The 12,737-nt window shown below is 53.0% G+C and carries 17 protein-coding genes; 7 read left to right on the forward strand and 10 right to left on the reverse strand.

What is annotated here, in order from left to right:
- The first annotated feature begins 84 nt into the window (after positions 1-84).
- Complete coding sequence (locus tag RTM06_RS17900; protein ID WP_312183976.1) at positions 85-507, forward strand: NUDIX hydrolase; 423 nt, start codon at positions 85-87, stop codon at positions 505-507.
- On the opposite strand, the gene RTM06_RS17905 is transcribed toward RTM06_RS17900, so the two are convergent.
- A complete protein-coding gene (locus RTM06_RS17905; protein ID WP_312183978.1) occupies positions 504-965 on the reverse strand; it encodes a GNAT family N-acetyltransferase in 462 nt (153 codons plus the stop codon). The genes RTM06_RS17900 and RTM06_RS17905 overlap by 4 nt on opposite strands.
- A gap of 42 nt (positions 966-1,007) precedes the next feature.
- A complete protein-coding gene (locus RTM06_RS17910; RefSeq protein WP_293793864.1) occupies positions 1,008-1,703 on the reverse strand; it encodes a B3/4 domain-containing protein in 696 nt (231 codons plus the stop codon).
- Between the two features lie 43 nt (positions 1,704-1,746).
- Between RTM06_RS17910 and RTM06_RS17915 the strand changes: the two genes are divergently transcribed.
- From RTM06_RS17915 to RTM06_RS17925, 3 genes are all read left to right on the forward strand, one after another.
- Positions 1,747-2,349: a helix-turn-helix domain-containing protein gene (locus tag RTM06_RS17915; protein ID WP_312183982.1), complete on the forward strand. Its 603-nt coding sequence runs from the start codon at positions 1,747-1,749 to the stop codon at positions 2,347-2,349.
- Between the two features lie 56 nt (positions 2,350-2,405).
- Positions 2,406-2,540, forward strand: a complete 135-nt coding sequence (locus tag RTM06_RS17920; RefSeq protein WP_256698772.1) for a hypothetical protein — start codon at positions 2,406-2,408, stop codon at positions 2,538-2,540.
- Between the two features lie 234 nt (positions 2,541-2,774).
- Positions 2,775-3,881, forward strand: a complete 1,107-nt coding sequence (locus RTM06_RS17925; RefSeq protein WP_312183985.1) for an acyltransferase family protein — start codon at positions 2,775-2,777, stop codon at positions 3,879-3,881.
- A 46-nt stretch (positions 3,882-3,927) separates the two neighbouring features.
- Here RTM06_RS17925 and RTM06_RS17930 read toward each other — a convergent pair whose 3' ends face one another.
- From RTM06_RS17930 to RTM06_RS17965, 8 genes are all read right to left on the reverse strand, one after another.
- Positions 3,928-4,074, reverse strand: coding sequence for a hypothetical protein (locus tag RTM06_RS17930; protein ID WP_409455814.1), 147 nt, complete (start codon positions 4,072-4,074; stop codon positions 3,928-3,930).
- A 73-nt stretch (positions 4,075-4,147) separates the two neighbouring features.
- A complete protein-coding gene (locus RTM06_RS17935) occupies positions 4,148-4,984 on the reverse strand; it encodes a metal ABC transporter permease (protein ID WP_312183987.1) in 837 nt (278 codons plus the stop codon).
- The gene (sitC, locus tag RTM06_RS17940) at positions 4,977-5,840 is read right to left on the reverse strand and encodes an iron/manganese ABC transporter permease subunit SitC (RefSeq protein ID WP_312183989.1); all 864 of its coding nucleotides are present in this window, start codon (positions 5,838-5,840) and stop codon (positions 4,977-4,979) included. Before sitC ends, RTM06_RS17935 begins: the two co-directional genes overlap by 8 nt.
- A complete protein-coding gene (locus tag RTM06_RS17945; RefSeq protein ID WP_312183991.1) occupies positions 5,824-6,630 on the reverse strand; it encodes a manganese/iron ABC transporter ATP-binding protein in 807 nt (268 codons plus the stop codon). Before RTM06_RS17945 ends, sitC begins: the two co-directional genes overlap by 17 nt.
- Positions 6,627-7,529: a metal ABC transporter substrate-binding protein gene (locus RTM06_RS17950; RefSeq protein WP_312183993.1), complete on the reverse strand. Its 903-nt coding sequence runs from the start codon at positions 7,527-7,529 to the stop codon at positions 6,627-6,629. Before RTM06_RS17950 ends, RTM06_RS17945 begins: the two co-directional genes overlap by 4 nt.
- Positions 7,530-7,705: 176 nt before the next feature.
- Positions 7,706-8,062, reverse strand: coding sequence for a cupin domain-containing protein (locus RTM06_RS17955; RefSeq protein WP_176972152.1), 357 nt, complete (start codon positions 8,060-8,062; stop codon positions 7,706-7,708).
- Positions 8,063-8,076: 14 nt separating this feature from the next.
- Positions 8,077-8,880, reverse strand: coding sequence for an amino acid ABC transporter ATP-binding protein (locus RTM06_RS17960; protein ID WP_256698766.1), 804 nt, complete (start codon positions 8,878-8,880; stop codon positions 8,077-8,079).
- A gap of 1 nt (position 8,881) precedes the next feature.
- Positions 8,882-9,532 carry an amino acid ABC transporter permease gene (locus RTM06_RS17965; protein ID WP_008108724.1) on the reverse strand — a complete coding sequence of 217 codons (651 nt, stop codon included), beginning with the start codon at positions 9,530-9,532 and terminating at the stop codon, positions 8,882-8,884.
- A gap of 265 nt (positions 9,533-9,797) precedes the next feature.
- Between RTM06_RS17965 and RTM06_RS17970 the strand changes: the two genes are divergently transcribed.
- The 3 genes from RTM06_RS17970 (at position 9,798) to RTM06_RS17980 (ending at position 12,645) form a co-directional block, all read left to right on the forward strand.
- Positions 9,798-10,547: an ABC transporter substrate-binding protein gene (locus RTM06_RS17970; protein ID WP_312184000.1), complete on the forward strand. Its 750-nt coding sequence runs from the start codon at positions 9,798-9,800 to the stop codon at positions 10,545-10,547.
- A gap of 128 nt (positions 10,548-10,675) precedes the next feature.
- The gene (locus RTM06_RS17975; RefSeq protein ID WP_061719510.1) at positions 10,676-11,281 is read left to right on the forward strand and encodes a cupin domain-containing protein; all 606 of its coding nucleotides are present in this window, start codon (positions 10,676-10,678) and stop codon (positions 11,279-11,281) included.
- A 35-nt stretch (positions 11,282-11,316) separates the two neighbouring features.
- Positions 11,317-12,645: an FAD-binding oxidoreductase gene (locus tag RTM06_RS17980; protein WP_312184006.1), complete on the forward strand. Its 1,329-nt coding sequence runs from the start codon at positions 11,317-11,319 to the stop codon at positions 12,643-12,645.
- Positions 12,646-12,737 lie beyond the last annotated feature (92 nt).

Genomic DNA, 12,737 nt, shown 5'->3' on the forward strand with positions numbered 1-12,737 from the left:
AGTCGGGGATCATAGCACCCGGAGGAGAATGATCGAGATATAAGGGTCGCCATTTGTGACGACCTGGCAAAACAAGGAGCAACAATGTCGCCACAAGTGGGAATCGGCGTTTTAATTTTCCGCGACGGGAAACTGTTATTGGGACAACGCAAAGGCAGCCACGGCGCGGGCGACTGGTCTGCGCCGGGCGGGCATCTGGAGTTTGGCGAATCGCCGGAAGCCTGCGCGCGTCGAGAAGTGCTGGAAGAAACCGGCTTACAGCTTGGCGAACTGCAAAACGGCGCGTTCGTTAGCGATGTGTTTCCCGAGGTCAACAAGCACTACATTACGCTACTGATGGTGGCGCAGGATGCAATCGGTGAACCACAACTGATGGAGCCTGAAAAGTGCCACGGCTGGGAATGGTTTGCACCGGAAGATCTGCCGCAACCGCTGTTTGCACCGCTGCGTACCTGGATCGCACTTGATGGAATCGCGGCGTTAAAGGCGCTGGGAAAATCGACTTAAAGCACCAGCTTCATCACGGTAACTTCCTCATCAGCCATCACGCGTTGTTCCACATCCTGCCAGCCGAAGCGGCGATAGAGCGCTTGTTGATCCGGCGTATACAGCCACAACGCGGTGATCCCACGCTGACGCGCTTCGGTAATTAAGCGCGTTACCAAGTTACTCGCCAACCCTTTTCCACGATGTGCTGCGGCAGTAATGACTTCGCCGAGCCAAAACTCGCGCTCGGCGATATCGTGCAGTTCGTAATGAATAATGCTGGCGGTCGCCATCAATTCGCCATCGGATGTGGTGGCAACCAGCGTCAGCGTTTTGGCCTCCGCGTGATTGCGCGCCTGCAAACGCTGCTGAATCACCGCCGCATCACGCCAGTTGGGGAAATCCGACCATTCGCGATGCAGCATTTGCGTCACCGCATCCAAAAACTGTGGCTGTTGTGCCAGCAGGCTGATGTGCATTCCGATTCCTAAAGGTGGCGGGCGAGAGTGACAACATAACGGTTAGCTACTGATATTGCCAAGCAAACGGCGCTCGACAGTCGCGCCAGGCATCATCTGCAGAATACCGTGCTCCAGCATATCGCCCGCTTGTTGCAATGCGTTGAGCGGCATCGCCGGTAAATGTTCAAGCACAAACCACATCTGCGCTTGCTCAATACTGAGACGGGTGCGCACGCCTTGTCGCCAGTTCCAGCGCCGACAGGTTACGCCTGCGTCATCCCGCCACACCACTTCGCCAGGTTCTGGAGATTCATGGCTCAACACGCCTTCTTTATAGACATCGAAGGATTCGCTGCCATCGGCGCGTGTCAGTTGCGGGTTGCCCACGTAAGCGGCCACATTCTCACCGCCGACCGGAATGGCGAAACGAATGCTCACCGCATTGTAGAGATCAACGATCGGATCGATGGCCGCCATAGTTCCGTCGCGCTGCACGCGCTTGCGCAACGCATCTGCTGAACAGGGCGTGCGCTTCGGTTTAGCGCCAAAGCGTTTGAACATCTCAGCCCATTGCGTCAGATGTGCTTCCGCCCACGGAAAGTCATTCTGCAACATGTCGCGACACGCTTGCGCTAAGGCTTCTTCACCAACGTGCGGACGCTCCACTGGCGCAGCCTGAACTAAAATGCTGAGCGCGGTAAAGTCAGGCGCTAAGGCAGAAACGGAAGGATCGATTGACGGGCTAAAGGTGAACATAACATAATCCTGTAATGACTAATTTATTCCATGATAGTGACCGATGAAGACGAAAGTCAATAAATTGACCGAAACAGGTTCTGATATCGACTGCGTGAGCGCCGCCGTATCAGCCAGTGTTAAAAGCTTCCGCCAACAGCAAAAACTGTCGCTGGATGAGTTGTCACGCCGCGCGGGCGTCAGTAAAGGCATGTTAGTTGAGATTGAGAAAGGCAGCGCAAATCCCAGCATCGCCATTCTGTGCAAAGTGGCGGCTGCGCTGGGAATATCGGTGGCCGATATTGTGAATGTCACCGCCGATCCGCTCGCGCATCTGGTTGCTGAAGAGGATATACCGGTGTTATGGCAAGGCGACAAGGGCGGCACGGCGCGTTTGCTGGCGGGCACCCGAGGGCCGGATATGATCGAGCTGTGGCGTTGGGAGATGTTTCCCAGCGAACAGTTTGCCTCGCCGGGCCATCCGCAGCGCACTTACGAACTGCTGCATGTCGAGCAGGGCGAACTCACGCTGAAGGTTGATGAACAGCAGTTGCAGGTGCCGCACGGCAGTTCAGCGGTGGCGAAAACCACTGCGCCGCACAGCTATGCGAACCTCGGCGAACTGCCGCTGATTTTCACCATGGCTGTCGCCGAAATTCACAGTTAATCCACTTCGTTCGCCAGCGCCACCGCATCTTTACCGGCAGGAATGCGCATCGGAGCATGCGAATCGATAGCATAGCGGTGGCAGAAGTAGCGGAACGCGTCAGCTATCGCTCAGCCAGTGCTTACAGCGTGGCATTCAGTCGTTACGTTAGACAGCTACCGGCGTGGTTCGCCGCAGAAGAGGAAATTTAAATCTAATACTTCAGAAATTATTTCAGCATCAATTGATGGGGTATTGACCTATTTGGCTAATTTTTCTTATCGGCTAAAAGTTCTCATCGTTACTGGTTGTTAAGGTTTGTCTTATTAATTTTAATGAATTCCGCGAAAACCACTGTAAGAATTTAAGGACAAAGCTTAAGTTCTTTTAAATAATTAATGGTTAATGTTCTTGCGCATTTACGATCCCTTACACAGGTGTGAGACATGAAAACCAAATCTTTTTTATCCAGCCGAAATATTGGCCTGGATCTGCTGCGTGCAGGACTGATTATTGAAGGTGTTTTATTACACGCTTCCCGTAGTTTACCCGGAGATAACAGTTGGATTTATAACTCTCAGCGCGACCCTTCAACACTCTTTACAGCCTTATTAAGTTTGATACATACGTTCAGAATGGAAGTTTTTTTCTTTTTATCGGGTATGTTTTCGGCACTCATTATTCTAAGGAAAGGGCGAGCGTTTTTTTATGATAATCGACGTAAACGCCTACTTCTGCCACTGCTATCTGCCTATATCATTATTCCTCCATTAATGTACTGCCTTGAAAAGCAAATGAGTACATCTGTGATAACCTTAAAAGGCGTGCTAGAAAGTTATGCGACCCTGCATCATTTATGGTTTTTGGTTTCCTTAAGCATCATGTCATTACTGATCCCCAATCGATTTTATCAGTGGTGCGCCCGTTATTTCGCCAAAATGCCGCTGCCATTCCTGATTGCATTATTGATAGTATTGGGCAATCTATTCTTTGTTTTGAAGTTTCTGACAAAAGGTCAGGGCGATTTTATTAATTTAATTCCAGTCACTGCACGTTTCCTTGTGTATTATACTGCTGGCTATGCTCTGTATATCCATCGCGGCAATATTTCATGCTATAGCAACAGTATCGTTATGAATGGCGGGTTAATTGCTGCTCTGGCTATGGCAATATGGTTAGGTTTCTTTATGGTGGCAGAGTTTCATATTGAAGGCGCGATGAAGTACTTGCCTACGCTTGCAGGTAGCGTCTTTTCAGTTTTGTTATCCTATTGGTTCGTATTTAAGTTTGAAAAAATTCAGATTAAAGAAAACCGCATGCTGACTACTATTATCGATTCAGCGTTAGTGATTTACTTATTGCATTATCCAGTAGTTATTGCATTTTCCTGGTTGTTAGATACCTGGCTCCCGGCACAATTCTCAATCATTTATGTGTTGATAGATTTTGTTATTGGTATTGCAGTAAGTGTCATGTGTTACTTTCTCATAAAACAATCGCATTACGCTTCCTTCATTTTTGGGGTAAAGCCAAAAATGAAGAAGTGTACATGACCGCTTGGCTGAAAATTGTTCGATATGCGCTTTATCGGACAATAAATTAATACTCTTCAAGCGGGCTATCAATCAGCGGAACAATTTTTCCAAAACTGATGCCGATACCGCTTGAAGCGTTCATCGCCAACCTGGCGGGAAGTTGCCGATCAATCACGAGGGTACAGCGATGGGTGTTTGCGTCAAAATCCATGATTCAGGCTTAACTTCGAGTGTTTTCAAAGGTACGCACGACGAAGGGGTCGCCATCCATGGCGATCACTTCATCAGCCATGCACCTGCTGCGTGCGCCGATCCCTCACCGTGACATACAAAAACGCCAGCACGAACAGCGCCGCGTAGATCACCACAATGGTTGGGCCCGGCGCGCTATCCAGGAAGAATGAGGCGTATACACCGCTGAAACCCGTCACCATCGCAATACCCATTGCCAGCAACATCACCTGTACGAAACGGCGCGCCAGCAGCAAGGCGATAGCGCCGGGCGCGATCAGCATGGAAATTGACAGAATCACGCCCACCGATTTCAGCGCGGCGACGATGGTTAGCGAAATCAAACACAGCAAACCGTAATGCATCAATTTGCCGTTGATGCCGCAGGCGCGCGCCTGATTGGGATCGAACGCGTGCAGCAATAAATCGCGCCACTTGACGCCAATCAGCACGCTGACAATCACCGCGATGGCCGCCGTCTGGATGATATCCGCCAGGCTGATGCCTAACATATCGCCTAACAAAATGTGGTCGAGATGCACTTCAGGCTGCAATTTCAGGTACAGCACTAAACCGGCGCCAAACATACCGGAGAAGACGATGCCCATCACCGTGTCAGGTTTAATGCGGCTGTTCTCGCTGATATAGCCGGTTGCGACGGCGCACAGCATCCCGGCGACAAACGCGCCGATGGCGTACGGCAAGCCAATCAGCCAGGCGATCACCACGCCGGGAAACACCGCGTGGCTCATCGCATCACCGAGCAATGACCAACCTTTCAGCACCAGAAACGCCGACAGCATCGCGCATGGCAGCGATAGAACTAAGGTGGTGATTAGCGCCATGTTCATGAATTCGAACTGGAAGGGACTCAACAATAATTCAGCCATTTACGCCGTCCTCCAGTGTCTGACGCGCACGGCGGCGCGCCGCCAGCGCGCCATGTTTTGGTGCGAAGACAAAGGCCACTAAAAATACCAGCGTTTGTGCCACCACAATCACGCCGCCGGTCGCGCCATCAAGGAAGTAGCTGCTCCACGCGCCGAGAAAACTGGTGACGCTGCCAATGGCGACGGCGATCATCAACAGACGTGGAAAACGATCGGTCAGCAGATAGGCGGTCGCGCCGGGCGTCACCACCAGACAAATCACCATAAAGGCGCCGACGGTTTGCAGCGCGGCGACGGTGGACGCCGAGAGCAGGGTAAAGAACAGGATCTTCAGCCGCAGCGTATTCAAACCGAGTGAACGTGCGTGGCTCTCGTCAAAGAAGGTCACCATCAGATCTTTCCACTTCAGCAGCAGAATGGTCAGGGTGATAAAGCCAATCGCGCCGAGCTGCCAGATATCAGCGGGCGCAACCGACAAAATATTGCCTAGTACGATGGTTTGGATATTCACCGACGTGGGATTGAGCGACACCAGAAACAGGCCAATGCCGAAAAACGACGAGAAGATCAGGCCGATGATGGCATCTTCTTTTAAGCGCGTGCGCTGATTGAGGAACAGCATGCTGCCCGCCGCCAGCCCGCCGGAGAGAAACGCGCCGAGCGAAAAGGGCAGCCCGAGCATATACGCGCCCGCCACGCCGGGCACAATCGAGTGCGACAGCGCATCGCCAATCAGTGACCAGCCTTTCAGCATCAGAAAGCAGGAAAGAAAGGCGCAAATCGCGCCGACCAGCGCCGCGATCCACATCGCATTCAGCATGTATTGATAGCCAAACGGTTCAATAATCCACGACATGATTTGCTCCCCGGTCCGGATTTTTGTCTTTCATCAACTGCATTAATACCGCGTTACGCTCATGCAGTGCGCCATCAAAGGTCTGCGCCAGATTGTCGGCGGTGAAAGTGTCATGCAGCAGGCCGCTCGCCAGCACGGTGTTTTTCACCAGTACGCAGCGATCGCAGAAATCGGGGATGGCGTTGAGATCGTGGGTGGAAACCAGCATGGTGCGGCCTTCGTCGCGCAGCTCTTTCAGCAGGGCGATAATCGCGGCTTCGGTTTTGACGTCCACGCCGGTAAACGGCTCATCCAGCAGAATAATTTGGCCACTTTGCGCCAGCGCGCGCGCCAGAAACACGCGTTTCTTTTGCCCGCCCGACAGCTCGCCAATCTGACGATGACGATAGGCGCTCATTCCCACGCGTTCCAGCGCCTGATCTACGCTATGTTTATCGGCGGCACGCGGAATACGTAGTATGCCCATATAACCGTAGCGGCCCATCATCACCACATCTTCCACCAATACCGGGAAGCTCCAGTCCACTTCCTCCGCTTGCGGAACATAGGAAACGATGTTGTGTTTCAATGCTTTATTGGCTGGCAAACCCGCCAGCGTTACCGCGCCTGAGGAGAGCGGCACAAATCCCATGATCGCTTTAAACAGCGTGGATTTGCCAGAGCCGTTAACACCAATCAGCGCGGTAATGCTGCCTGCGGGCACGCTAAAAGAGGCTTTACGCAGCGCCGTGTGGCCGTTGCGGTAGGTAACGCCGACATTCTCGACGAGTAAACCTGCGGCTGGGTTCATTTCTGACTTCCTTCTGTGATGCCTTTCACCACGGTTTCAGTGGTGACGCGCAAGAGATCCAGATAGGTCGGCACCGGGCCATCGCTGTTGCTCAGCGAATCGACGTACAACACGCCGCCGTAATGAATGCCGGCTTCACGCGCCACTTGTTGAGCAGGTTTGGCCGAGATGGTGCTTTCACTAAAGATGGCTGGAATTTGATGATCGCGCACCGCATCGATCACTTTACGCACCTGCTGCGGCGTGCCTTGCTGATCGGCGTTAATCGGCCATAAATAGAGTTCTTTCAAAGCGAAATCGCGCGCCAGATAAGAGAACGCACCTTCACTGGTCACCAACCAACGTTTATCAGCGGGCAGTTTGTCGATAGCGGCACGCATCGGCGCGATGGTCTGCTGAATCTGCGCTTTGTAACGCTCGGCGTTGGCCTGATAAATCGCGGCCTTGGCGGGATCGTATTTTTGCAGCGCATTACGGATGTTATCGACGTAGATCAGCGCGTTATCCGGCGACATCCACGCATGCGGATTCGGTTTGCCGTTGTATGGGCCTTCGGTGATGCCCATCGGTTCAATGCCTTCTGTCACGGTAACCTGCGGCACATCCTTGAGGCGCTGGTAAAAACGGCTGAACCACAATTCCAGATTAAAGCCGTTTACCAGGATTAGATTGGCACCTTGCGCGCGACGAATATCGCCTGGCGTGGGTTGGTATTCGTGGATTTCTGCGCCGGTTTTGGTAATCGACGTCACCTCCGCCGCATCACCCGCAACGTTTTTCGCCATATCGGCGATCACCGTAAAAGTGGTTACCACTTTAAGTTTTTCAGCCGCGGACGCGGTAAACGCGCTGAGTGACAGCAGGACAGCAATCGCAGGCAAGAGGCGTTGAGTGAACATGATCATCTCCAGAGAAATATAGCCAATGCTATAATATATAGCTGATGCTATTTATATGAGTCATTTTTGTTCGCAATGCCAGTATCTAGACGAAAATTTACGAAAGGGGAACGGTATATAAAGGCGGGATTTTGTCGGGTGCGCATCTCTGCGCACCGGGGAAGTCAGCGCATTAATCAGCTGGCGTCAAAAATCACATACAACTTGCGCATGGTGTTTTCAATTACCCAGGTGCCTTCAGTATTGGCTTCAAAGAACAACGAATCGCCGGGTTTGAAGTGCAGTGTCTCTTCGCCATCCGGCGTGAAAGAGCCGTTTCCGTTGAGGAAGTGCATGATTTCGGCCTGTTTCACCGAGCGGCGATAGGAGCCGACACCGCATTCGAATATTCCCGTATCGATATCTTCTTTACCGGGAATCACTTTCTGAATGCCGGATAACGCGATGCTGCCGGTGCCAGGCAAACCTTCCACGCTGCCCCAATCTTCCATGACTGCGATGGCGGCGGGTTGGGTGATTTTTTGGACTTTCATTATTTTCCTCTGAATTAAGTGTTATACGGTTGAGATTCCAGGTCGCCATGAATGGCGACACTGCGGCAACAGTCGCAGGTGGTGGAGACCACGTTGCCCAGCACGCGGCGCAGAAAATCCTGGGTGCGGGGCTCCTGCGGTTTTAGCAGGATTTGATCGGCGGGACCTTGTTCGACAATTTGGCCGCTGTGCAGGAAACAGACGCGGTCAGCGACTTCGCGCGCAAACTGCATTTCATGCGTCACAACAATCATCGTCATGCCTTCACGCGCCAGATTGCGCATCACCTGCAGCACTTCGCCCACCAGTTCTGGATCGAGCGCTGAGGTTGGTTCATCAAACAATATCGCTTTTGGTTGCAGCGCCAGCGTGCGGGCAATCGCCACGCGCTGCTGTTGACCGCCGGAAAGCTGCGTTGGCCATGCGTTGATCTTCTCCGCCAGCCCAACCATAGCCAGCAATTCTTTGGCGCGCTTTTCCGCCACATGACGCGGTTCGCCATTAACGTGAATCGGGCCTTCCATCACGTTCTCTAACACGCTTCGATGCGGAAAGAGGTTGAAGCGCTGGAACACCATGCCGATCTTACGGCGCAGATCGTTGATGCTTTTATGTTTGTTATTGACGCGCTGGCCCAGCACGTTGATGTCGCCGCCTTCGTAAGTTTCCAGGCCATTGATGCAGCGCAAAATGGTTGATTTCCCGGAACCCGACGGGCCGATCAAACACACCACTTCGCCTTCGCTGACGTTGAAACTCACGCCTTTCAGCACTTCGACATGGCCGAATTTTTTGTGCACATCACGAATTTCAATCATCTCAGGCTCCTTTAATCTGGCGTTTTTCCAGCTGCTTGGTCAGCGCCAGCAACGGCAGGCACAGCACCAGATAGAGCAGCGCCACCAGCGTATACACCGTGGTGTTATCAAAGGTGGACGCGGCAATCAGCTGGCCCTGGCGCGTCATCTCGGTGACGGCGATGGTGGAAGCCAGCGCGGAATCTTTCAGCATCATCACCAGCGTGTTGCTGTAAGGCGGCAGGGCGACATGAAACGCCTGCGGCAGCACCACGCGGCGCATCGCTTTCGGGAAACTCATGCCCATTGAGCGCGCGGCTTCGAGCTGGCCGCGATCCACCGATTCAATGCCGGCGCGGAAAATCTCAGCGATATAGGTTGAAAAGCAGAAGGCGATACCGATCACGCTGGCCTGAAATGACGACAGCGTGATGCCAATATCGGGGAAGACAAAATAGATATAAAACAGCACCACAATCATCGGCAGGCCGCGCGTAATATTAATGACGGTCGCAATCGGCCAGGAAATTATTTTCCACGGACACATCTTCGCCGCCGCAAAAATCAGTCCCAATGGTGTGCTGATTATCAGGGACAAAATGGTGATGTAAATCGTCATTTCGGCTCCTTTTAACAGGAAGGGCAGATAAACGTGAATACTACTCCAATCCATGATGATCCCCTGCAGAAAAATTTCATTTTAATGAATATCCCCGATGGCGAATCACTGTCAATCTTTACCCGCCGAACAGAGATAGTTTTTACTTATTGTCGTCATACGAATAGGCTATAGGTTAAATAATGCTTGTTATCAAAAGGGTTAATCCGGAATTGTGAATTCACGTAGTGTGATTAAATAAAACATTGACAGACACCTGACTAATTTCATTATAGTGAAAATGACGTTCGCCCTTTTCATTTTGATTCAGGAGTGAGTTATGTCTGCTAATCGTTCCCGGTTATTATTCGTGTGTCTGGCGGCTGCATTTAGCCTCAATGCTCAAGCGGCGGCGCTGACCGCCGGTTCACCGCCTTCCAGTGCGCCAACCACTTTTCTCGATACCCAAAGCGGCAAAATTGAAGGCTTTATGCCGGATGTGGCAGCCGAAGTGGCGAAACGCCAGCACCTCGATATTAATTACACCGCCATCCCATTCTCTACGCTGATTCAATCGGTGATTGCCGGCAAAATCGACATGATTGTGGCCGGTATGACGCCCACCGAAGAACGTGCAAAACGTATTACGTTTTCGCAGCCGGTGACCGCGTTTGGCGCGGGTTTGGTGGTGCGTGACGACAACAAAAAGACCTATAACTCGTGGCAGGATGTGAAAGGTGACATCGTCGGCACCATGGCGGGCACCGATTACACCCAAAGCCTGATGGCGAGCGGCATCGCCAAAGAGGTGAAGGTGTATGACAGTCCGGCGGATATGACGCGCGATTTATCGCTCGGACGTATTGCGGCAGGCATGAATGATTATCCGATCCTGAAAGCGCAGGAAAAAGCCGGCGGCCTGAAAGGCATGCACGTTATCGATGGTTATAAACCCGAACATGTTTCGCCGATGGCGTTTGGCGTGAAAAAGGGCAACGACCAATTAATGGCGCAGATTAATAGCGCGCTGACTGCGATGAAAGAAGACGGCACTTTGCAAACCATTAAAACCAAATGGGGCATGCCATAACGTCGCTGCGGCATATTTTGCTGTCTCGCACCGGTAATTTCAGCGATAAACACAGTATCAGGGAAATAAACGCGGCGACTGCGCTGTGCGAAATTGGATAAAGTTATCCGCTGGAAGGGTAAAAACCGATGAAGAAAGTGAGTATCAGTGACGAAGCAACGGATGCGCAGGACGCGGATATTGGATCGCGCCTGAAACGGATTCGAAAGGCGCGCAATATGACCATCACTGATTTGGCGCAGCTGGCGAATGTGTCTGCTGGCGCTATCAGCCAGATCGAGCGCAACCTGACCAATCCCACCGTGCGCGTGTTGGAGCAGCTGAGATTAGTGTTGAAAGTGCCACTTTCAGCCTTTCTTGAAGAGAATCAAACCAACCTGCGCGGCGCGGAACATTATGTGCGTCGCGCCGTTGAGCGGCCGCATTTCAATGTCGGCAAGCGCGGGATCTCCAAGGAGATGTTGTCGCCGTCAGGCGATCACGATTTACAGTTTATGTTCATCAATGTGCCGCCGGGCGTGCGTTCCGATGAGATGTTAATGGGCAAGGGCGAGAAGGCCGGTTTGGTGATGGAAGGTGAGCTAACGCTGGAGATTGATGGCGACAGCGCCATCTTAACTGCGGGCGACAGCTTCCAGTTCCAGAGCCATTTACCGCACAACATTTTTAACCATAGCGCGAGTGAAGCCAGAGTATTGTGGATCATGCACATTCCCTCTGAACATCATTTGTGATTTCGTCACCGACGTGGCGTGCAGGACTTGAGACGATGCGCATAAAAATCAATGCAGTAGCAGACAGTGAACGCTTTCCCGAATCCGTTGATGTGGTAGTCATTGGCGGCGGCATTATTGGCACGTCGGTGAGTTACGAACTGGCAAAACAGGGCGTTTCCGTGGCGCTGTTTGAAAAGGGCGTGATCGGCGGCGAGCAATCCGGTCGTAACTGGGGCTGGGTGCGCCAGCAAAACCGCGACCTGTATGAGCTGCCGATGGCGATGCGCAGTTTGCAGCGCTGGGACGAGTTGAGCAGCGAAATCGGCCTCGATCTCGGCTTCTCGCGTCAGGGCATTACTTACGGCACGCAGAGCGAAAGCGACCTGGCGCGCTGGGAAGCGTGGGGCAAACAGGCGAAGCAAATTGGTTTCGTTAGCCATCTGATGACCGCGCAAGAGACGCGCGAACGCATTGGCAACAATTCGCCGTGGATTGGCGGCGTGTGGTCGCCCAGCGATGGGCGCGCGGAGCCTTCACTGGCGGCACCGGCGATTGCGACCGGCGCGAAAAACCTCGGCGCATCGATCCAGCAAAACTGCGCGGTACGCGGCCTCGATGTTTCCGGCGGACGCGTGACCGGCGTCTGGACCGAGCGCGGCCTGGTGAAGGCTAATCGCGTGATCTGCTGCGGCGGCGCGTGGAGTTCCCGCTTCTGCAAGCAATACGGCATTGAACTGCCGAGCGCTAATATTCTGGGCACCGCGTTCAAAACCACGGCGGCACCTGAAGTGATCAAAGGTTGTCTCAGCACTGGCGGGTTGTGCATCCGCCGTCGTCAGGATGGCAGCTACACCGTGGCGCTCTCCGGGCGCGGGCAGATTGACCTCGCACCGCAAAACATCCGTTACGCCACCAAGTTTTATCCGATGTTTCGCAGCAAGATCGCTAAGAAGCTGAAGATGCGCATCAATGGCTCGTTCTTCAACGGCCCGGAAGCCGCCGGTTCATGGTCTAACCAAGGTGTGTCGCCGTTTGAGAAGATTCGTACTCTCGATCCGGCACCGGATAACGGCATTGTGCAGGAAGCAATGCAGGCGCTGGTGCAGCTCTATCCGGAGTTGAACGGCATTAAAGTGGATCACGCGTGGGGCGGCTGGATTGATACCACGCCGGATCTGGTGCCGGTGATTGATGAGATGACCAGCATGCCGGGCTTGTTTATCGCCTCCGGCTTTAGCGGCCACGGTTTTGGTATTGGGCCGGGCGCAGGCTTGCTGTGCGCGCAGATGGTGAATAACAAACCGCTGTTCACCGATATGAAGCCGTACAGTCTGGCGCGTTTCGCCAAAGGTCAGGCGATCCGTGAACCGCAGATGATGTAATCACAACCCCGCCACCGTAGGGTCGTCATTCATGACGACCTTACCGCTGACCGCACGATACTTTCCAGGTCGCCATAAATGGCGACCCTACA

The sequence above is a fragment of the Pantoea sp. CTOTU46764 genome, assembly GCF_031974595.1.
Classification (GTDB): Bacteria; Pseudomonadota; Gammaproteobacteria; order Enterobacterales; family Enterobacteriaceae; genus Pantoea; species Pantoea trifolii.

Excerpts from the sequence above, each read along its gene's own strand:
- RTM06_RS17930 (WP_409455814.1), bottom strand. The coding sequence starts at position 4,074 with ATGGATTTTGACGCAAACACCCATCGCTGTACCCTCGTGATTGATCGG.
- RTM06_RS17925 (WP_312183985.1), top strand. The coding sequence starts at position 2,775 with ATGAAAACCAAATCTTTTTTATCCAGCCGAAATATTGGCCTGGATCTG.
- RTM06_RS17975 (WP_061719510.1), top strand. The coding sequence starts at position 10,676 with ATGAAGAAAGTGAGTATCAGTGACGAAGCAACGGATGCGCAGGACGCG.
- sitC (WP_312183989.1), bottom strand. The coding sequence starts at position 5,840 with ATGTCGTGGATTATTGAACCGTTTGGCTATCAATACATGCTGAATGCG.
- RTM06_RS17945 (WP_312183991.1), bottom strand. The coding sequence starts at position 6,630 with ATGAACCCAGCCGCAGGTTTACTCGTCGAGAATGTCGGCGTTACCTAC.
- RTM06_RS17935 (WP_312183987.1), bottom strand. The coding sequence starts at position 4,984 with ATGGCTGAATTATTGTTGAGTCCCTTCCAGTTCGAATTCATGAACATG.
- RTM06_RS17900 (WP_312183976.1), top strand. The coding sequence starts at position 85 with ATGTCGCCACAAGTGGGAATCGGCGTTTTAATTTTCCGCGACGGGAAA.
- RTM06_RS17970 (WP_312184000.1), top strand. The coding sequence starts at position 9,798 with ATGTCTGCTAATCGTTCCCGGTTATTATTCGTGTGTCTGGCGGCTGCA.
- RTM06_RS17965 (WP_008108724.1), bottom strand. The coding sequence starts at position 9,532 with ATGGATTGGAGTAGTATTCACGTTTATCTGCCCTTCCTGTTAAAAGGA.
- RTM06_RS17980 (WP_312184006.1), top strand. The coding sequence starts at position 11,317 with ATGCGCATAAAAATCAATGCAGTAGCAGACAGTGAACGCTTTCCCGAA.
- RTM06_RS17950 (WP_312183993.1), bottom strand. The coding sequence starts at position 7,529 with ATGTTCACTCAACGCCTCTTGCCTGCGATTGCTGTCCTGCTGTCACTC.
- RTM06_RS17910 (WP_293793864.1), bottom strand. The coding sequence starts at position 1,703 with ATGTTCACCTTTAGCCCGTCAATCGATCCTTCCGTTTCTGCCTTAGCG.
- RTM06_RS17960 (WP_256698766.1), bottom strand. The coding sequence starts at position 8,880 with ATGATTGAAATTCGTGATGTGCACAAAAAATTCGGCCATGTCGAAGTG.
- RTM06_RS17920 (WP_256698772.1), top strand. The coding sequence starts at position 2,406 with ATGCGAATCGATAGCATAGCGGTGGCAGAAGTAGCGGAACGCGTCAGC.
- RTM06_RS17955 (WP_176972152.1), bottom strand. The coding sequence starts at position 8,062 with ATGAAAGTCCAAAAAATCACCCAACCCGCCGCCATCGCAGTCATGGAA.
- RTM06_RS17915 (WP_312183982.1), top strand. The coding sequence starts at position 1,747 with ATGAAGACGAAAGTCAATAAATTGACCGAAACAGGTTCTGATATCGAC.
- RTM06_RS17905 (WP_312183978.1), bottom strand. The coding sequence starts at position 965 with ATGCACATCAGCCTGCTGGCACAACAGCCACAGTTTTTGGATGCGGTG.